The following is a 19276-nucleotide window of genomic DNA, read 5'->3' on the forward strand; positions in this document are numbered from 1 at the left end:
ATGAGGAGAGACCATCATGAAACTTAAAGATTTATCTGTATTATCAGCTGTTATATTAATTATTGTTATGCTCGTCATTCCTATGCCGGGCTGGCTTTTAAGTGTATTCATTTTAATTAACATCACACTCGCTTTAATCGTGATCCTTGTTGCTATGAATACAACTGAGGCACTGGAATTTGCAGTGTTTCCTTCTCTCTTATTGCTTTTAACTTTATTCAGATTGGGATTAAACGTATCCACAACACGATCCATTCTATCTGAAGGGGATGCGGGAGTCGTTATTGATACATTCGGAAGTTTTGTTATCGGGGATAACTCATTGGTTGGTTTTGTGATTTTCCTGATTTTAATTATTATCCAGTTTATCGTCATTACGAAAGGCTCTGAGCGTGTATCAGAGGTTTCCGCACGATTTACATTAGATGCGATGCCTGGTAAGCAAATGAGTATTGATGCTGATCTTAACTCAGGATTAATTTCTGAACAGCAGGCAAAGGATCGCAGAGAAAAAATTGAACAGGAGGCGGATTTCTACGGTGCCATGGATGGTGCCAGTAAATTTGTTAAGGGTGATGCGATTGCAGGGATTGTTATTGTTATTATCAATATTATCTTTGGATTAATTATTGGTGTGGCTCAGATGGGCTTAACGTTTGGTGAAGCTTCGAATCAATTCCTGCGCCTTACAGTTGGAGATGGACTTGTATCACAAATTCCGGCGTTACTCATTTCCACCGCAACAGGTATTGTCGTTACACGAGTAGCTTCTGAAGGAAATTTGGGTACCGATATTACAAATCAGCTGCTGCGATTCCCTAAATTACTATATGTTGCTGCCGTCACCATATTTATGTTTGGGCTGACGCCAATTAACTTTGGGTTAACTACCATGATTGCAGGTGTTCTGGCCTTCGGAGGCTTTCAATTAAGTAAAACAAAAGCCGAAGAAGAGGGTGAAGAATGGCAGGAGGAGGAAGAAATCGAATCTCAAGATATGTCTTCACCTGACAGCATTATTCAGATGATTAGTCACGATCCGATTGAATTCGAATTTGGTTATGCTCTGATTCCTCTGGCAGATGCGAATCAGGGAGGAGATTTACTGGACCGGGTTGTGATGATCCGCCGCCAGTTGGCCATAGAGCTGGGAATGGTTATCCCGGTTGTCCGGATACGTGACAATGTTCAGCTGAATCCTAATGAATACAGTTTAAAAGTAAAGGGGAATGAAGTGGCCAGAGGTGAGATTTACCTTGATCACTATATGGCCATGATGCCTGGAATCGAGGAAGAAGATCTCGATGGCATTGATACGATGGAACCTGCTTTTGGCTTACCGGCAAAATGGATTTCAGAGGATCTTAAAGATGAGGCCGAAATGCTGGGAGCAACTGTGGTAGACCCGCCATCCGTTGTATCCACGCACATTACAGAGGTTATTAAGCGGCAGGCACATGAATTGCTGGGCAGAGAGGAAACGAAGCAGTTAATCGATCATCTGAAAGAAAGTAATCCAATTCTTGTGGAGGAAGTTACCCCAGAGCCTTTATCCACTGGAGAAGTCCAGAAAGTTCTGGCCAAGCTGTTACGAGAGCAGGTATCCATCCGGAATTTGCCTGTCATTTTTGAAACCTTGGCTGACTTCGGTAAAATGACAAATGATACAGATCTTCTGGGAGAATATGCCAGACAGGCCTTAGCCAGCCAAATATCTAGTCAATATATAAATGATGATCAGATTTTAAAGGTGGTAACTTTATCAGGGCAAGTAGAAAAGCTTATTGCAGATCATGTTCAGCAGACAGAGCACGGCAGTTATTTAGCTCTTGACCCTGAATCCCAGCAAAAGATCATTCAATCGATTAATCAGCAAATCGAAAAACTGTCATTACAGGAAGCTACACCCGTTCTTCTTTGCTCACCAGCGATTCGGATGTATGTGAAGCAGTTAATTGAGAGATTTCTCCCTCAAGTTGTGGTTCTTTCCTACAATGAAATAGAACCATCTGTTGAGGTACAAAGTACAGGGGTGGTGAATAGCTAATGAAGGTTAAAAAATACACAGCCCAGACCATGCCGGAAGCCATGAAACAGGTTCGTAATGAACTGGGCAGTGATGCGGTGATTTTAAATTCAAAAATTGTCAAGCCTAAGGGGATTTTTGGAATTTTTAAGAAAAACAGCATAGAAGTTATCGCTGCTATCGATCCAAATCCTACACACGAGAAAAAACAAAAGCCTTCGCTGCAGCCAAGGCATAATATCAGTGAACGAAAGCCTCAAAATAATCAAAAGGTAACAGGACCATCCGGATCCGATAAACAGGTTTCTGATGAAGTCATTAGAGAACTTCGTGAATTAAGGGAGACGGTGACAGCACAACAAAACTCAGCTGCCGGTTCACAGGACTACTTACCGGCTCCAATTAATAAAGCCTATCAATATTTAATAAACCAGGAACTTTATGAAGAAACTGTGAGATTGATCATAGACCCCTTGCTGGAAAAGTATTATCTTCATAATAAACAGGTGAATGATCAGCTTATCTTTCAATGGTTAAGAGAAGAATTGGAAGAGCATTTGCAGGCTTATTCAAATGGTTTTAAAGAATTTTCATCTAAAGTCATGTTTTTCGTAGGGCCTACTGGTGTAGGAAAAACAACCACAATTGCCAAAGTAGCAGCCAAGGCTGTGGTGGAGGAAAAGAAGAAGGTAGCTTTTTTAACGACCGACACTTACCGTATTGGTGCGATTGATCAGTTAAAAACCTATGGCAAAATTTTAGACGTTCCTGTAGAAATTGCTTATAACCAGGATGATTTTCAAAAAGCAAAAGAAAAATTTTCAAATTTCGACATAATTTTAGTGGATACAGCAGGACGTAACTATAAACAAGTCGAATTTATAAAACAGCTGGAGGATACCATCGATTTCGAGCAGGATGATGAAATGTTTCTCGTGCTATCTGCTACAACAAAAAACAAAGAACTATCAGCTGTACAGTGGCAGTTTCATCAATTTCCGATTAAGAAGCTTATTTTTACCAAATTAGATGAAACCTCTGAATATGGACCAATATTAAACATTATGAAGGAAGGGAATGCCGGTCTTGCCTTTTTATCCGATGGTCAGGATGTCCCGGATGATATAAAGGAAGGATCTACGGAACAAATCATTTCCTTAATTCTTGGTGGTTGGAACCATGACTGATCAGGCGCAAAAGTTAAGAGATCTGCTTAAAAAGAAGAAGGATATTAAAGAAGCCAAAACGATTGCCATTCTGAGCGGCAAAGGAGGAGTGGGGAAATCCAATTTTGCGCTTAATTTTGCTATTGGACTTCAGCAAAAAGGAAAAAGAGTTCTTTTATTTGATTTGGATTTTGGAATGGGCAATATTGATGTATTAATGGGGGTAGCCCCGAAGAAGACAATCATTCAAATGTTTCAGGAATCGTTGGAAATTGGAGATATTATAGAAAAAGGTCCGAATTCGCTATCTTATGTGGCTGCTGGTTCAGGATTAACCAATATTTTTCACTTTAATCCTCATTATTTTGATTATTTTGCAGACCAGCTGCAGTCGATCTCTATGCAATATGATTATATTCTTTTTGATCTGGGAGCCGGTATGCAGGATCAGCATTTACAGTTTGCATTTGCTGCGAATGAATGCTTTGTTTTAACAAATACTGAGCCAACTTCCATAACAGATGCATATGCGGTGATGAAGCATCTGTACTATGAGCAGAGTTCCATACCCGTTTATCTTATTGTTAATCGAGCAGAACCTGAGGATGGTGACCTGACCATTAAAAAATTTAAAGCTGTGGTTGAACAGTATTTGAAGCAATCGTTTATTCCTTTAGGTGTTTTACCGGATGACCACGCTCTAGTCAAGGCGGTTAAAGATCAGATTCCATTCCTTTTGCATAATAAACGGTCGGCAATTAGTTTGCAGCTAGCACAACTGATTGACAACTATTTAGGTGAGCAATCCAAGGAAAGAATGGCCATACGTCACTCCTTTGTTACAAAGCTGAAAATGCTATTTAAGAGAAAGGTAGATTAATATGCAAAACATCCGAGTACTGGTCATAGATGATTCGGCATTTATGCGTAAAATGATTTCAGATATTTTAAATCAGGATGATCAAATCCAGGTTGTTGGAACAGCACGAAATGGACAGGACGGTATTCAAAAAATCAAAAGTCTTTCACCTGATGTCATTACTTTAGACGTGGAAATGCCTGTCATGAATGGGATTGAAGCATTAGAAAAGATTATGAAGGAATGTCCAGTACCGGCTGTTATGGTTTCAAGTGTGACTAAATCCGGAGCAGACAGCACTCTTCAGGCCTTACACCTGGGTGCGATTGACTTTATTACGAAACCTTCCGGGTCTATTTCGCTCGATATCTACAAAACAGAGTATGAAATCATTTCGAAAGTAAAACACGCCGCAACTGTTAATGTCCATCAAATTCATACAAAAGCAACTTTGCCAAAACCCGCATCTTCTCGAACTGACAGTACCGTCAGCCAAAAGAAGAAGATTGTTGTTATAGGTGTTTCAACTGGTGGACCTAGAGCTTTACAATCTCTGATCCCTGCTTTGCCTGATGATTTCCCGGCTCCAATTTTAATTGTCCAGCATATGCCTGCTGCATTTACAAAATCACTGGCTGAACGTTTAGATCGCGAGTCCAAACTGTCTGTTAAGGAGGCAGTGAATGGAGAAATATTATCTAAAGGTGTGGTTTACATTGCCGCTGGCGATTATCACTTAGAAATTAAACGAACAGGAACTTCATTGACTGCTTTAGTTGTACAATCCGAGCCGGTGAACGGACATCGCCCTTCTGTCAATAAATTGTTTGAATCTGCAGCAGATCTGAAACATTATGAAAAATATGCATTAATTCTGACAGGTATGGGTTCGGATGGATCGAAAGGGATTCAAACATTGAAGGAAAAGGATAAGGGGACAAAGGTCATTGTCGAATCTGAAGAATCAGCTGTGATTTTCGGGATGCCCAAAGCAGCTCTAAATACAAAAGAGGTCAATCATGTAGTAAGCATAGATCAAATGGGATCCCTGCTATGTGAGCTTGTTCAAAATTGAAGGGGATTTGCAGATAATAACGTAAGGGGGAATGATGCAGATGACAAAAGAACAACGGAATGAAAAAGTAATCGTTTTTCAATTAAAGAATGAAGAGTACGGAGCCCCGGTGGACGCTGTAGGTTCCATTGAGCGTATGGTGGAAGTAACACGAGTTCCCGGGACACCTCAATTTGTAAAAGGAGTTATTAATCTTCGAGGTGTGGTAACTCCGATTATTGATTTAAGGGAAAGATTCGGAATAGAGCCAGCGGAATATGACGACAGCACCAGAATAATTATTGTTTCACTGGAAGATAAAGAAGTTGGAATGATTGTCGACACTGCTAATGATGTTATCGATGTTTCAGCCGATGCGATTGAGCCTCCGCCAGAAGTAATAGGATCAGTGGATGTAGATTATATCCGGGGAGTTGCAAAATTAGACAATCGATTATTAATTCTTTTAAACATTGAAAAAGTCCTTTCGGAAGAGGAGATAACTGAAATATCACAGGTAGAAGGGTAGAACATTATGAATGATTCGTTTTCTTTTTCCAGCTTACATTTAGATATATTAAAAGAGATTGGAAATATCGGTTCCGGAAATGCAACTACATCTTTATCAGCTTTATTAAACCGGAAAATACAAATGAAAGTTCCTGAAGTAAATATCGTCAGTTTTGATGAAATGATGGACATGACAGGTGGTCCGGAGAAAGAAATTGCTTCTATTTTTGTGAAAATTCAAGGGGATATTTCCGGCAGTATGTTTTTTGTACTCCCTCCGCACGAGGCAAGTATGCTTATAAGGGAAATGACGGGGAATGACGACTTCCATTTTCAGTCTCCACCCTATTCTGATCTTGCTGTTTCCGCTTATGTGGAGTTGGGAAACATATTATGCGGATCGTACCTAAGTGCCTTATCCGATATGACAAACCTCAACATTCAGCCGTCTGTACCATCAGCAGCTTTTGATATGGTTGGTGCTATTTTAACGGCAGGATTAGTGGAGATTTCCCAGGTTGCTGACCAGGCGATTTTTATTGAAACGCTGTTATTAGATGAAAAGGATCAGTATGACCAGATGAAAGGACAGTTCTTTCTCCTGCCTGACCCTAATTCCTTTGACAAAATTTTTAATGCTTTAGGAGCTCCTCGTTAGTATGGAGACTGCAGGAGAAATTGTAAAAGTAGGTATAGCAGATATAGGGATTTTAAAAGGTCCAGGTAAAATTCGTACTTCCGGACTTGGCTCTTGTGTTGGAGTTTTGATTTATGATCTTCGTGAACAGTTGGCTGCTTTAGTACACATCATGCTCCCTGATTCATCATCGTTCAGGGGAGATAATTTAAACAGGGCAAAATATGCAGACACAGGAATCCGGGAAGCCATAACCTTATTAAAACAAAATGGAGCACGTTCCCATTACTTAAAAGCCAAAATAGCCGGGGGTGCGCAAATGTTTCAGCTCTCTGCAGCACAGGATATGATGAGAATTGGACCTCGTAATATAGAAGCGGTTAAGCAGGTGCTATCAAGCCTTCGTATTCCATTGATTAGTGAAGAGGTTGGAGGTTCAAACGGTCGAACGATTGAATTTAGTTTTGTGACCGGCATGCTGACGATACGTACAGTAAATGAGGGAATAAAAGAAATTTAACAGGATTTACCGTCTGAAGGAGGTCAAGGGATGAAGCAGCAGGAGGCTCCCGATTTACAGTCATTATGGAATAAGTGGCAACAACATAGAAATGAGGATGCGGGGAACGAACTTGTTGCCCAATACATGCCTTTAGTCGATTATCACGTAAGAAGAATTTCTGCCCATTTGCCTGGAAATGTCAGTCGGCAGGAAATTAAAAGTCTCGGATTATTAGGATTGGTGGATGCTATTGAGAAGTTTGATTATAAGAGAGACTTGAAATTTGATACCTATGCGTCTTTCCGGGTTCGCGGTGCTATCATGGATGGATTAAGAAGAGAGGATTGGCTTCCACGAACAGTCCGTGAGAAATCGAAAAAAATAGATGCTGTTGCAGAAGACTTGGAGCAGGTGCTGGGCAGAGAGCCTGAGCCTGAGGAAATTGCGGATAAGATGGGAATCTCCAGTCAGGAAGTATTAACAGTCATGAAAGATACCCTTTATGCAAACACCTTATCCATTGAGGAAAAATCAAGTGATGAGGATGGCCAGCACGCAGAAGGTATTGGTTACATGATTCCGGATGAAAAGGAATCCCTGCCAGAGGATCAGCTTATCGATCAGGAAAAAGTTGGTGAATTAAGTAAGGCAATTAAAACTTTAAATGAAAAGGAACAAATGGTCATTAGTTTATTTTATCATAAGGAATTAACTTTAACTGAAATAGGAGAGGTATTAGAGCTTTCAACATCAAGAATTTCACAAATCCACAGCCGTGCAGTTTTTAAGCTCAGAAAGGTCCTTTTACAAGTCATTGACTAAGGTCTTCAGAAGTTATATCCGTATTTAGTCCATAAATGGGGGGAAGGACAATATGGTATCATTAAATTCAGCAAAGGATTGGTTCAGGATTAGCGTTACAGAGGATCAAATGGAAGCTTATCTTGAGTTAAGAGGGGATTTTGAAAGAGATTTTGAAAGAGATGAGATCACGATTGAGGATCTACAGGAGCTATTTGATGAGAGTAATATTACTTTCGGTCATCTTGATGAACAAATAAACAGGATTACGGAAAATCCATCCTTAGTCACATTTCCCTGTTTGATTGCAGCTGGACAACCAGTTGAACACGGAAAGGATGGCAGGGTTGAATTTTTCATAAATTTGCAATCAGACCTTTCTATTGAGGAAAAGGAAAACCTGGATTTCCGGGAAGTTATGAAAATTCCAAAGGTTACAGGCGGAGAACCGATTTTAAAGATGATTCCACCAACAGATGGAAATTCAGGTTTAAACGTTTTCGGCGCAGAAGTGAAGCCGCAGGAGGGAAAGATTGCCCGTGTGAAGGCAGGTAAAAACACAAAATGGGCAAGCGAGGATACCCTTATAGCAACAATGGATGGTCAGGTTTCTCTTGTAGATCGTTCCATACAAGTATTACCGACTTATGAGGTCAATCATGATGTTGATTTGCGGTCCGGAAATATTGATTTTAACGGTTCAGTGGTTATACATGGCGATATTCCCTCAGGCTTTACCGTTAAAGCAAAGGGTGATATCCACGTTATGGGTTTAGTTGAAAGTGCAGTATTAGAAGCTGGTGGCTCTATTTTTATACAAAAAGGAATATCAGCGGTTCATAAAGGTATGGTGCGTTCCGGCCTGGACGTCCATACAAAATATATAAATCAGGGAAATGTGGAAGCTGGAAGAAACATTTTTGTTGAACAATCTATTTTGCTCAGTCAGTGTACAGCAAGGGAAACCATCTTCTGTCAAAGAGGAAGTATCATTGGTGGCCATTTGTCTGCCGGACAGCATATATATGTGAAGGATCTGGGGAATCGCCTGGAAGCGGAAACAAATATATATTTAGGTGAAAATAAGGATCATTTAGATACCTTACAGCATTTAGAGGATCGTTTAACAGAACTTAAAAATACCATTAATAAACTGAAACAACTAGGTGAAAAGTTGAAAAAAATAGCATCCATAAGAGGAGAATTAACATTCAGTGAAAAAGATACTCTCCTAAAGCAGGAAAAGTCCTTGCGAGCAGCAACATCAGAATATTTAGAAGTACAAAAACAGCTTTCGGAAAAGAAGGAAATAAATGTTGATTTTTCCCAGCCTGTTTTTTATATTCATGGTATACTGTACCCAAACTCTAAAGTCAACTTTGGTAAATACCAGAAGAATTTTTTGACTCAATCCAGAAATGTGAAAATAAAGTTAGAGGGCTCTGAAATTCAGGTTTCACCATTTCATTAATGGGATGGAGGTTGACTCTTTATGAGCTGGAAAGCTGTAGAAATGCAGGTTGCTCTGCCACGGACACAGGATGCCGGCCAGATTCAGGAACAGCTTGAACAAAGATCGGCGAATAGTCAGCATTATCTGGCTCAGGCTAAGCAGCAGGAAGAGGAGAGGCGACGAAAAAAGGTTAATGAACTCAGACAAAAAGAGCACAAACGTCTCCAGAATGATGATGCACGTTCTGACTCTCCCGGGACCTCCTTGAACAGACGGGAAATGGAAAGAAATTTATTCAGACAGAAACAGAAACATCCTTATTTAGGAAATCGATTTGACTTAACAAGATAGGAATGGAAGCTATGATAGAATTTTTAGTTATATTCAGTCTGATTTTACATGCGATTGTATTTATATTTATCATTTATCTTTATCGACGGTTTTCACAGAATTCATCAGGTATGTCCGTGCAGGAAAGAAAAGAAATGGAAGAAATGCTTTCCTCCTATATTACCGAGATGAAAAAGGAAAATGAACGTCTATTGAATATTCTGAATGAAAATGGCAAAAATGTGAAAGAAAAACAAACAGCACCAGATTCCCGGCAAAACTCAAGTCCAACCCTGGATACATACGTGGAACCGGTACAGAAAAAGGAAACAACTGCAAAGGAAACCAAAAACGTGGAGAAATATAATCCGGAATCCATTATAGTGGAGGATGAAGCAGAGGGAGTATCAGATCACGCAAAAGCGCTGCAATTATATAATGAGGGACTTTCTACTGAAGAAATTGCTCAAAAATTGAACAAAGGGAAAACAGAAATTGAGTTGTTTATTAAATTTCAATCACAATCATAAATTTCTGCTTGAATGAATACTGTCCATATGATATATTTACTTTTGGTGTAAAACACACGTCTGTCGATTGTGCAGGAGGTGCTTTCAAGTAGGGAAGTCCCTGTATAAAGATGAGACAGACGGAGGCCAAAACCATTTTATAGGAGGAAGAAAGAATGTCAGTAATTTCAATGAAACAACTTTTAGAGGCTGGTGTACATTTTGGTCACCAAACTCGCCGTTGGAATCCAAAAATGAAGAAGTATATCTTCACAGAGAGAAACGGCATTTATATTATTGACCTTCAAAAAACAGTTAAGAAGGTTGAGGAAGCATACGAATACGTGAAGAATGTAGCTGCTGATGGAGGTACTGTTCTATTTGTAGGTACTAAGAAGCAGGCACAGGATACTGTTCGTGAAGAAGCAGCACGTTCCGGTATGTTCTACGTAAACCAGCGCTGGTTAGGTGGTACGTTAACGAACTTTGAAACGATTCGCAAACGTATCCAGCGTCTTAAAGATATTGAGCGCATGGAAGAGGACGGAACTTTTGATGTTCTTCCTAAAAAAGAAGTTGTTATGATTAAGAAGGAACAAGATCGCCTTGAAAAATTCCTTGGCGGTATTAAGGATATGGAAGGAATTCCTGACGTGCTATTTGTTATTGACCCTCGTAAAGAGCGTATCGCAATAGCTGAAGCACATAAATTAAACATTCCAATTGTAGCAATGGTTGATACGAATTGTGATCCGGATGAGGTGGATTATGTTATCCCGGCAAACGATGATGCAATTCGTGCTGTAAAACTTCTTACCGGCAAAATGGCTGATGCAATTCTTGAAGCTCGTCAAGGTGAAACAAGCGAAGAAGTAGCAGAAGAAGAAGAAGAAGAAGCACAACCAGTAGAAGAGTAAGAAAGGTTTTGAAGGTGATAAGAGGGAAAAAGCCTTTTATCACCTTTTTTATCAAAGAGAATGGATATGAAAGCTGTACCATTTGAATAATAATAAAGACCATTATTATCATGGAAGGTTAAGGAGGAAATGTCATGGCTGTAACAGCAAAAATGGTAAAAGAGTTACGTGAAAAAACAGGTGCAGGAATGATGGACTGCAAAAAAGCATTAACAGAAACAGATGGTGACATGGAAAAAGCAGTTGATTTTCTTCGTGAGAAAGGTATTGCAAAAGCGGCAAAGAAAGCTGATCGTATCGCTGCAGAAGGATCTACATACATCGAAGTGGATGGAAATACTGCTGTAATTTTTGAAGTGAACGCTGAAACAGACTTTGTTGCAAAAAATGATCAGTTTAAAAATCTTCTTGCTGATCTTGGAAAACACCTTGTTAAACAAAAGCCTGCAACCGTTGAAGAAGCTCTGCAGCAAAAATTACATGGTGAAGGCGAAACTTTAGAATCTTACATCACAGATGCGATTGCTAAAATTGGGGAGAAAATTTCTCTTCGCCGTTTCACAGTAGCCGAAAAAACAGATAGTGATGCATTTGGTACTTACCTTCATATGGGTGGACGTATTGGTGTACTAACTGTTCTTGAGGGAACAACAGATGAGTCCGTTGCTAAAGATGTTGCTATGCACGTAGCTGCTGTAAATCCTAAGTATCTATCCCGTGATGATGTACCTAAAGAAGAAGTAGATAGTGAGCGCGAAGTACTTAAGCAGCAGTCCCTGAATGAAGGGAAACCAGAGCATATTGTTGAAAAAATGGTAGAAGGGCGTCTCGGCAAGTTCTTCCAGGGCATCTGTCTTCTTGAACAGGAATTTGTAAAAGACCCTGATCAAACCGTTAAGAAATTTGTAGAATCCAACAATGCGACTGTGAAACAATTTGTACGTTATGAAGTAGGAGAAGGAATGGAAAAACGTGAAGAAAACTTCGCTGATGAAGTTATGGGTCAAGTTAAAAAATAACACCACAAAAGAGTTTTGACTTTGAAAATAGGGGACACGTGGTGTTCCCTATTTTCAAAAATCCTACATACTAAAGATATCCCGGAAATAAACACATTTAAACCAAATCATAATTTTATCAATTTTTCGCTATCTTATAAGGGTGAACTTTATAGAATGTGAAAAATTGATAATAGATGGAGGTTACTATGACATCAGTCCAGTATAAACGAATTGTACTTAAGTTAAGTGGAGAAGCTCTAAGTGGAAATGCCGGCTATGGACTTGACCCTGTTATTGTAAAATCAATTGCCCAGCAAGTGAAAGAAGTAGCAGAGCTTGGTGTGGAAGTCGCAGTCGTTGTAGGTGGCGGAAACATATGGCGCGGTAAAGTAGGCAGTGAGGTAGGTATGGACAGGGCTACTGCTGACTATATGGGAATGCTGGCAACTGTCATGAATTCACTGGCTTTACAGGATAGTCTCGAGAACATTGGAATTCCAACCAGAGTGCAGACATCTATAGAAATGAGGCAGGTTGCAGAGCCATACATTAGGAGAAAAGCTATGCGTCATCTGGAGAAAAAACGTGTGGTGATCTTTGCAGGGGGTACAGGTAATCCGTACTTTTCAACAGATACAACGGCAGCATTGCGGGCTGCTGAAATTGAAGCCAATGTTATCTTAATGGCCAAAAATAATGTTGATGGGGTTTACAATGCTGACCCTGTAAAAAATAAGGATGCTAAAAAGTATACACAGTTATCCTATTTAGATATTTTAAATGAAGGATTAGAAGTTATGGATTCAACAGCATCTTCACTCTGTATGGACAATGATATCCCGCTTATTGTGTTTTCTATTACGGAAGAAGGAAATATTAAACGTGTTGTTCAAGGAGAAAATATTGGAACTATTGTTAGGGGGAAAGAAAAATGAGTCAAGCAGTCATTAAAGAAACCCAGGAGAAAATGGAAAAAGCAAAAGATGCCTATCAAAAACAATTAGCAACCATACGTACAGGCCGCGCGAATCCATCTATTTTAGATGGCGTATTAGTGGAATATTACGGTACAATGACCCCATTGAACCAATTAGCAAATGTTTCAGCACCAGAGGCTCGTTTACTTGTGATTACTCCATTTGATAAAAGTGCATTAGGTGACATGGAAAAAGCTATTCAAAAAGCAGATTTAGGGTTAACTCCAAATAATGACGGGAATATGATTCGTATTAATATTCCAGCATTAACGGAAGAACGCCGTAAGGAATTGGTGAAAATTGTCCGTAAATATGCCGAAGAAGCAAGAGTACAAATCCGTAATATTCGTCGTGACAGTAATGATCAGCTGAAGAAAATGGAGAAAGATGGAGAGCTGACAGAAGACGAACTGCATGGCTTTCAGGATGATGTTCAAAAAGAAACAGACAAATACATTGATAAAATTGATCAACTAACAAAAGAAAAAGAAGATGGAATCCTGGAGGTTTAATGCTCACATCTGCTTGTTTATGTGAGCTCCTTATTCATTCCATAAAAAAAGAAAAGGATTGATAAATCTCCCACTGCATGGGGGATTTTTCACATCCAATTATCATTAACTCGAAAGAAAGTCTTTCTTTCTCCTTAGTGATTGATTTATAATATTTGTACTTATTAAATGGATAGATAAATCCTGACTGGAGGATTTAATTTATGGCAATACGGATTCCTTTTTTAAAAAGTAAGAATAGAAAACGCAGTACGATACAAACAAATGAAAGCCTGCCAGGACATGTCGCTATTATTATGGATGGAAATGGAAGATGGGCGAAAAAACGAGGTCTGCCAAGAGCTGCGGGACACAAAGAAGGAATGAAAACAATAAAAAAAATTGTAAAAAAAGCGGTTGAACTTAAGCTGAATGTTCTAACATTATATGCTTTCTCCACAGAGAACTGGAAGCGCCCTAAATCTGAAGTGGATTATATTATGAAATTACCAAGTGAATTTTTAGATACATATTTACAAGAATTAATAGATAACAATGTTCAAGTACGAACAATCGGTGATTTTAGTGCCCTTCCTGTTCATACTCAAAAGGCTGTTCAGACTTCTATAGACGAAACTGCTCAGAATGATGGGCTCATCCTGAATTTTGCTTTAAATTATGGAAGCAGAAATGAAATCGTTGGTGCTGTGAAGGATATTGTTCATGATATTGAACAGCAGCAGATGTCAAAGGATGATATTAATGAGGAAGCGATTTCGGAAAGATTGTATACGAAGGACTATGAAGATCCAGACTTGTTAATACGCACCAGTGGAGAAATTCGCATTAGTAATTTTTTATTATGGCAGATTGCTTACGCTGAATTTTACTTTACAGAAGTACTATGGCCGGACTTTGACGAAATTGAATTTGAAAAATCCCTCATAGATTATCAGAACCGTAAAAGAAGATATGGGGGAATTTAAGGTGTTGAAGAAAGCATGAAAGAAAGAGTATTGACCGCTATTATAGCATTACTTTTATTTGTACCCATTGTCATATATGGACAATGGCTATTTCAGCTTGTTATTTACCTTTTAGCCTCCGTATCACTCTTGGAATTGCTCAAAATGCGTAATATTCCTATCATATCCTGGCCGACAACCATTTCAATGCTTTCATTATGGATCCTTTTATATGATTCCTCTATGTTACCCATAACTTTTCTTGAAAACTATAGTAAGCTGGAGTGGCTTGCTTTAGGCGTATTTGTATTATTAGGGTATATGGTGCTGAAAAAGAACACTTTTACTTTTGAGGATACTGGTTTTTTAGCAACCTCTATTGTTTATGTGGGAATTGGCTTTTATTGTCTCATGCTGGCTAGAGAGTCAGGTCTTGAATACCTGCTTTATGTATTGGTTGTCATCTGGGCAACTGATACAGGAGCATATTTTGTGGGCCGATCATTAGGAAAGAGAAAGCTTTGGCCGAACATTAGTCCGAAAAAGACTGTCGAAGGGTTTATAGGTGGAATTATACTGGCTTGCGTAGTAGCTGTTATTTTTCAATTCATCTATGCTATTGGGGACTATTCGGTTTTATCTATGATCGGGATTACAATCATTGCTTCAATGGTAGGTCAAATTGGTGATTTAGTGGAATCGGCCATTAAACGTACATATGATGTGAAAGATTCCGGTAAGATTTTACCGGGTCATGGTGGCATATTAGATCGGTTTGACAGCTTAATCTTTATGTTGCCTGTGTTATATTTTATTGGCTTTTTTAATTAACAGGTTTAGGAGCGGTGTTGATGCAAAATATTACCCTGCTTGGTGCTACAGGATCCGTAGGCCTTCAAACAGTTGAGGTCATACGGGAGTTAAAAGAACAATTTCACATTTATGCCATTGCTTATGGAACAAGCACAGAAAAAGCCCTTCCTATCATCGAGGAGTTTCGCCCTCAATATATTGTTGTGAGTAATAAAGAGGCGAAACAGGAATTGGAAAGGAAAATCACTTACAATCCCGTACTATTAGTTGGAAATGAGGGAATGACTGAAGTTGCCACCCTTCCTGAAGTGGACATGGTTGTGAATGCTGTCCTGGGAAGTGTTGGTCTTGAACCAACTTTGGCCGCTATAAAGGAGAAGAAAAGAATTGCCTTTGCTAATAAGGAAACACTGGTAACCGCCGGACATCTTGTTATGAAAGAGGCACGTAAACATGGAGTTCAGCTTCTTCCTGTTGACAGTGAGCATGCCGCCATCCATCAATGTCTGAAAGGTGAGCGGGCAGATGAGGTTAAAAGACTTATCATTACAGCCTCAGGAGGCAGTTTTAGAGATAAATCAAGAGAAGAGCTTCAGAATGTGACCAGGCATGATGCTCTTAAACATCCTAATTGGAGTATGGGAGCTAAAATAACGATTGATTCGGCTACCATGATGAATAAAGGTTTGGAAGTCATAGAGGCCCATTGGTTGTTTGATATTCCTTTCGAGCAGATTGATGTAATTTTACATAGAGAAAGCATTATTCATTCCATGGTTGAGTTTAAGGATCATAGTATAATGGCACAGCTTGGGACCACAGATATGAAAGGACCCATACAATATGCATTAACGTATCCAAACAGGCTTGATATTTCAAATGCAAAAGCGTTAAACTTAATGGATATAGGAAAACTGCAATTTGAAAGGATGAGCCTGGAACGCTTTCCTTGTTTAAAAATGGCTTATGATGCAGGAAAAATCGGTGGCACCATGCCGACAGTGCTGAATGCTGCCAATGAACAGGCGGTAGAATTGTTTTTAAATAATAAAATTTCTTTCCTTGAGATAGAAGATTTTATTCAAAAAACAATGGATAAGCATACAATAATACAGGAACCAGATTTATCTACAATTATAGAAGTGGATCAATCAACAAGGCAACGAGTAAAATCTTATGTAAACTAAAGGAAGGTGCTTTCTTTGAATACGGTTATTGCTTTTATTTTTATGTTCGGTCTGCTCGTCTTTATTCATGAGTTTGGCCATATGATTTTCGCGAAAAGAGCAGGGATGTTAGTTCGCGAATTTGCCATTGGGTTTGGACCCAAAATTTTTTCATATCGAAAAAATGAAACTCTATATACAGTCAGACTGCTTCCTATTGGTGGTTATGTAAGAGTTGCAGGGGAAGATCCTGAAATTATTGAACTGAAGCCTGGTCAGCATATTGGTCTTGAGTTTAATCAAATTGGAAAAGTCAATAAAATTATTGTAAATAATAAATCCAAGCATCCAAATGCCCGTGTGATTGAAGTAGAACGTGTTGATTTGGATCATGAATTAATGATTACCGGTTATGATGTGGATAGTGAAGAGCGTTTAACATTTGACGTTGATCCAAAAGCGTTTTTCATTATGGATGAAAACGAAACACAAATAGCGCCTTATAATCGTCAATTTGCATCAAAATCAGTGCCCAAAAAAGCTATGCAGATTTTTGCGGGGCCGATGATGAATTTTATACTGGCCATCGTCGTGTTTATCATCCTTGGTTTTGCACAGGGCGTACCTGTTGAGGAAGCACAACTGGGTGAAATCAGCGAAAATTATCCTGCTGACGAATCAGGATTACAGCAGGGAGATCGAATTTTACAAGTCGATAATACATCCATTGATACTTGGGTCGATTTTGTAATGGAAATCCAGGCGCATCCAAATGAAGAGGTTGAATTGACCGTGGACCGCAATGGAGAAATCATGAATTTATCGGTTACACCAAGAGCCATAGAAGGGCAGCAAGGTGAAGAAATTGGGCAAATCGGGGTTCGACAGGCATTTGATGAATCGCCGGGTGAAATTGTGAAATATGGGTTTACAGAGACCTATGAATTGTCAACGCTGATTTTAACAAGTGTTGGACAACTCGTTACAGGACAACTATCCATTGACAATCTCGCTGGACCTGTAGGTATTTATGATGTCACCGACCAGGCTGTTCAGACAGGTTTCTACACATTCCTGACCTGGATGGCGATGTTAAGTGTGAACTTAGGAATTATTAATTTATTGCCACTGCCTGCCTTAGATGGGGGACGGTTGTTATTTGTGGGGTATGAAGCAGTTCGGGGCAAACCTATTGATCCTCAAAAGGAAGGGATTGTTCACTTTCTCGGATTTGCGCTGCTCATGTTATTGATGATCGTCGTAACATGGAATGATATCCAGCGATTATTCACTCCATAGGCTGTGTAAAGCACCCTTAGATTGAACAGGTTATTAGATTAAATAAGAAATCGAGGTGCATGTTTATGCGACAAAGCAATTTACTAATACCTACCTTAAAAGAAAATCCAAATGATGCTGAAATAAAAAGTCACCAATTATTGGTTCGTGCAGGCTTTATGCGACAAATTGCGTCCGGCCTTTACAGCTTTCTGCCTTTAGGAAATCGTGTGCTAAGAAAAGTGGAACAGATTGTAAGGGAAGAGATGGATGAAGCAGGAGCCTCAGAAATGCTGATGCCTGCATTACAGCCATCCGAATTATGGAAGGAATCCGGACGCTGGGAAACGTTTGGACCAGAACTTATGCGAATCAATGACCGCCATGAACGGGAATTTGCCTTAGGTGCAACACATGAAGAGGTTATTACAAGTATTATTCGTGATGAACTGAAGAGTTATAAAAAACTGCCTTTAACCGTCTATCAGATCCAATCGAAGTTTAGAGATGAAAAAAGACCTCGATTTGGGTTGCTACGCGGGCGTGAATTTTTAATGAAGGATGCTTATTCCTTCCATGAGAGTTTTGAAAGTCTTGATGAGACCTATGAAAAATTATTTAATGCCTATAAAAATATTTTCAGCCGATGTGGTTTGGATTTCCGCGCTGTTATTGCCGACTCTGGAGCTATGGGCGGAAAGGATACCCATGAGTTTATGGTTCTGTCAGAGGTTGGAGAAGATGTGATCGCCTATTCTGACACATCTGACTATGCAGCCAACATCGAAATGGCACCTGTTATAACAACATATGAAACTTCAGATGAAAAATTAAAAGAATTGCAAAAAGTGGAAACACCGAATCAGAAAACGATGGAAGAAGTGGCAGATTATCTGGGACACTCATTGGATCAGGGTATAAAAGCTCTCATGTTTAAAGTGGACGAGCAATTAGTTTTAGTCATTACACGAGGGGATCACGAAGTCAATGATGTTAAGTTAAAGAACTTATATGATGCAAGTTTCGTTGATTTAGCCAGTGAAGAGGAAACCAGACAGGCTATGAATGCCGGATTTGGCTCATTAGGGCCAGTAGGTGTCCCTGAAGATATTGATATTGTTGCCGATCATGCCGTACAATCTCTGGTTAATGTTTCCTGCGGGGCAAATGAGGATGGCTATCACTATATGAATGTTACCCCTGATCGTGATTTTAAAGTAAGCCAATATGCAGATTTAAGGTTTATTCAGGAAGGTGATCCATCCCCTGATGGGAACGGTAAAATTAAGTTTGCCAGAGGTATTGAAGTGGGTCACGTGTTTAAACTGGGAAGGTACTATTCTGAAAAGATGAATGCTACCTATTTGGACCAGAATGGAAAGGCCAATTCATTTATCATGGGCTGTTATGGTATAGGAGTTTCACGTACCCTTGCCGCTATCGTTGAACAGCATCATGACGACAATGGTATCACCTGGCCGGCTCAGGTTGCTCCATATCATGTTCACCTGCTGGCATTAAATGTGAAAAAAAATGAACAACTGGAGCTTGCTGAGGAAATTTATGAATCATTGAAAAAAGCTGGTATTGAAGTGTTATTTGATGATCGTCAGGAACGCGCAGGTGTGAAGTTTGCGGATAGTGATCTTATGGGCATACCTTTGAGAATAACTGTTGGTAAACGTGCAGCTGAAGGCTATGTCGAGGTTAAATATCGAGATTCCGGAGAGCAGGAAGATGTTCAGCAAACAGAAATTATTAATACTGTACGTTCTTTTATCAGTGAGGTAAAATAGAATAGAGCATTTTTCAACCCTTGTC

20 protein-coding genes are annotated in these 19276 nt (G+C 39.4%); all 20 read left to right on the forward strand.

What is annotated here, in order from left to right; all coding sequences use genetic code 11:
* Positions 1-16: 16 nt before the first annotated feature.
* The 20 genes from flhA (at position 17) to ACZ5OK_RS08570 (ending at position 19251) form a co-directional block, all read left to right on the forward strand.
* The gene (gene flhA, locus ACZ5OK_RS08475) at positions 17-2047 is read left to right on the forward strand and encodes a flagellar biosynthesis protein FlhA (RefSeq protein WP_343841152.1); all 2031 of its coding nucleotides are present in this window, start codon (positions 17-19) and stop codon (positions 2045-2047) included.
* On the forward strand, positions 2047-3213 hold the full coding sequence (gene flhF / locus ACZ5OK_RS08480) for a flagellar biosynthesis protein FlhF (RefSeq protein ID WP_343841155.1): 1167 nt from the start codon (positions 2047-2049) through the stop codon (positions 3211-3213). The genes flhA and flhF overlap by 1 nt, the downstream gene beginning before the upstream one ends.
* Positions 3206-4072: a MinD/ParA family protein gene (locus ACZ5OK_RS08485; RefSeq protein ID WP_343841157.1), complete on the forward strand. Its 867-nt coding sequence runs from the start codon at positions 3206-3208 to the stop codon at positions 4070-4072. Before flhF ends, ACZ5OK_RS08485 begins: the two co-directional genes overlap by 8 nt.
* A gap of 1 nt (position 4073) precedes the next feature.
* Positions 4074-5126 (forward strand): protein-glutamate methylesterase/protein-glutamine glutaminase, encoded by a 1053-nt coding sequence (locus ACZ5OK_RS08490; protein WP_343841160.1) that lies wholly within the window; start codon positions 4074-4076, stop codon positions 5124-5126.
* A gap of 40 nt (positions 5127-5166) precedes the next feature.
* Positions 5167-5634 (forward strand): chemotaxis protein CheW, encoded by a 468-nt coding sequence (locus tag ACZ5OK_RS08495; RefSeq protein WP_343841162.1) that lies wholly within the window; start codon positions 5167-5169, stop codon positions 5632-5634.
* Between the two features lie 6 nt (positions 5635-5640).
* Positions 5641-6273, forward strand: coding sequence for a chemotaxis protein CheC (locus ACZ5OK_RS08500; RefSeq protein ID WP_343841166.1), 633 nt, complete (start codon positions 5641-5643; stop codon positions 6271-6273).
* Position 6274: 1 nt separating this feature from the next.
* Complete coding sequence (locus ACZ5OK_RS08505) at positions 6275-6772, forward strand: chemotaxis protein CheD (RefSeq protein WP_343841169.1); 498 nt, start codon at positions 6275-6277, stop codon at positions 6770-6772.
* Positions 6773-6802: 30 nt separating this feature from the next.
* The gene (locus ACZ5OK_RS08510) at positions 6803-7576 is read left to right on the forward strand and encodes a FliA/WhiG family RNA polymerase sigma factor (protein WP_343841171.1); all 774 of its coding nucleotides are present in this window, start codon (positions 6803-6805) and stop codon (positions 7574-7576) included.
* A gap of 52 nt (positions 7577-7628) precedes the next feature.
* Positions 7629-9026 (forward strand): FapA family protein, encoded by a 1398-nt coding sequence (locus tag ACZ5OK_RS08515; RefSeq protein ID WP_343841173.1) that lies wholly within the window; start codon positions 7629-7631, stop codon positions 9024-9026.
* A gap of 21 nt (positions 9027-9047) precedes the next feature.
* Entirely contained in the window at positions 9048-9359 is a 312-nt protein-coding gene (locus ACZ5OK_RS08520) for a hypothetical protein (RefSeq protein WP_343841176.1), read from the forward strand.
* Between the two features lie 11 nt (positions 9360-9370).
* Complete coding sequence (locus tag ACZ5OK_RS08525) at positions 9371-9868, forward strand: DUF6115 domain-containing protein (protein WP_343841179.1); 498 nt, start codon at positions 9371-9373, stop codon at positions 9866-9868.
* 155 nt (positions 9869-10023) lie between these two features.
* On the forward strand, positions 10024-10764 hold the full coding sequence (gene rpsB / locus ACZ5OK_RS08530; protein WP_343841181.1) for a 30S ribosomal protein S2: 741 nt from the start codon (positions 10024-10026) through the stop codon (positions 10762-10764).
* Between the two features lie 134 nt (positions 10765-10898).
* Positions 10899-11783 carry a translation elongation factor Ts gene (gene tsf, locus ACZ5OK_RS08535; RefSeq protein ID WP_343841184.1) on the forward strand — a complete coding sequence of 295 codons (885 nt, stop codon included), beginning with the start codon at positions 10899-10901 and terminating at the stop codon, positions 11781-11783.
* A gap of 188 nt (positions 11784-11971) precedes the next feature.
* The gene (gene pyrH, locus ACZ5OK_RS08540) at positions 11972-12700 is read left to right on the forward strand and encodes a UMP kinase (protein WP_343841187.1); all 729 of its coding nucleotides are present in this window, start codon (positions 11972-11974) and stop codon (positions 12698-12700) included.
* Positions 12697-13254, forward strand: a complete 558-nt coding sequence (gene frr / locus ACZ5OK_RS08545; RefSeq protein ID WP_343841190.1) for a ribosome recycling factor — start codon at positions 12697-12699, stop codon at positions 13252-13254. Before pyrH ends, frr begins: the two co-directional genes overlap by 4 nt.
* A gap of 203 nt (positions 13255-13457) precedes the next feature.
* A complete protein-coding gene (locus tag ACZ5OK_RS08550) occupies positions 13458-14219 on the forward strand; it encodes an isoprenyl transferase (protein WP_343841193.1) in 762 nt (253 codons plus the stop codon).
* 15 nt (positions 14220-14234) lie between these two features.
* On the forward strand, positions 14235-15029 hold the full coding sequence (locus ACZ5OK_RS08555) for a phosphatidate cytidylyltransferase (RefSeq protein WP_343841196.1): 795 nt from the start codon (positions 14235-14237) through the stop codon (positions 15027-15029).
* A gap of 20 nt (positions 15030-15049) precedes the next feature.
* Positions 15050-16198: a 1-deoxy-D-xylulose-5-phosphate reductoisomerase gene (locus tag ACZ5OK_RS08560; protein WP_343841198.1), complete on the forward strand. Its 1149-nt coding sequence runs from the start codon at positions 15050-15052 to the stop codon at positions 16196-16198.
* Between the two features lie 15 nt (positions 16199-16213).
* Entirely contained in the window at positions 16214-17476 is a 1263-nt protein-coding gene (gene rseP, locus ACZ5OK_RS08565) for an RIP metalloprotease RseP (RefSeq protein ID WP_343841200.1), read from the forward strand.
* 65 nt (positions 17477-17541) lie between these two features.
* Positions 17542-19251: a proline--tRNA ligase gene (locus ACZ5OK_RS08570; protein ID WP_343841203.1), complete on the forward strand. Its 1710-nt coding sequence runs from the start codon at positions 17542-17544 to the stop codon at positions 19249-19251.
* The last annotated feature ends 25 nt before the right edge of the window (positions 19252-19276 follow it).

The sequence above is a fragment of the Salinibacillus aidingensis genome (genome assembly GCF_055393355.1).

Bases quoted from the DNA above. Each gene is read 5' to 3' on its own strand.
- tsf (WP_343841184.1), top strand. From the start codon at position 10,899: ATGGCTGTAACAGCAAAAATGGTAAAAGAGTTACGTGAAAAAACAGGT.
- ACZ5OK_RS08520 (WP_343841176.1), top strand. From the start codon at position 9,048: ATGAGCTGGAAAGCTGTAGAAATGCAGGTTGCTCTGCCACGGACACAG.
- ACZ5OK_RS08515 (WP_343841173.1), top strand. From the start codon at position 7,629: ATGGTATCATTAAATTCAGCAAAGGATTGGTTCAGGATTAGCGTTACA.
- flhA (WP_343841152.1), top strand. From the start codon at position 17: ATGAAACTTAAAGATTTATCTGTATTATCAGCTGTTATATTAATTATT.
- frr (WP_343841190.1), top strand. From the start codon at position 12,697: ATGAGTCAAGCAGTCATTAAAGAAACCCAGGAGAAAATGGAAAAAGCA.
- ACZ5OK_RS08485 (WP_343841157.1), top strand. From the start codon at position 3,206: ATGACTGATCAGGCGCAAAAGTTAAGAGATCTGCTTAAAAAGAAGAAG.
- ACZ5OK_RS08560 (WP_343841198.1), top strand. From the start codon at position 15,050: ATGCAAAATATTACCCTGCTTGGTGCTACAGGATCCGTAGGCCTTCAA.
- ACZ5OK_RS08550 (WP_343841193.1), top strand. From the start codon at position 13,458: ATGGCAATACGGATTCCTTTTTTAAAAAGTAAGAATAGAAAACGCAGT.
- ACZ5OK_RS08570 (WP_343841203.1), top strand. From the start codon at position 17,542: ATGCGACAAAGCAATTTACTAATACCTACCTTAAAAGAAAATCCAAAT.
- rpsB (WP_343841181.1), top strand. From the start codon at position 10,024: ATGTCAGTAATTTCAATGAAACAACTTTTAGAGGCTGGTGTACATTTT.
- ACZ5OK_RS08500 (WP_343841166.1), top strand. From the start codon at position 5,641: ATGAATGATTCGTTTTCTTTTTCCAGCTTACATTTAGATATATTAAAA.
- flhF (WP_343841155.1), top strand. From the start codon at position 2,047: ATGAAGGTTAAAAAATACACAGCCCAGACCATGCCGGAAGCCATGAAA.
- ACZ5OK_RS08490 (WP_343841160.1), top strand. From the start codon at position 4,074: ATGCAAAACATCCGAGTACTGGTCATAGATGATTCGGCATTTATGCGT.
- pyrH (WP_343841187.1), top strand. From the start codon at position 11,972: ATGACATCAGTCCAGTATAAACGAATTGTACTTAAGTTAAGTGGAGAA.
- ACZ5OK_RS08505 (WP_343841169.1), top strand. From the start codon at position 6,275: ATGGAGACTGCAGGAGAAATTGTAAAAGTAGGTATAGCAGATATAGGG.
- ACZ5OK_RS08495 (WP_343841162.1), top strand. From the start codon at position 5,167: ATGACAAAAGAACAACGGAATGAAAAAGTAATCGTTTTTCAATTAAAG.
- ACZ5OK_RS08525 (WP_343841179.1), top strand. From the start codon at position 9,371: ATGATAGAATTTTTAGTTATATTCAGTCTGATTTTACATGCGATTGTA.
- ACZ5OK_RS08510 (WP_343841171.1), top strand. From the start codon at position 6,803: ATGAAGCAGCAGGAGGCTCCCGATTTACAGTCATTATGGAATAAGTGG.
- ACZ5OK_RS08555 (WP_343841196.1), top strand. From the start codon at position 14,235: ATGAAAGAAAGAGTATTGACCGCTATTATAGCATTACTTTTATTTGTA.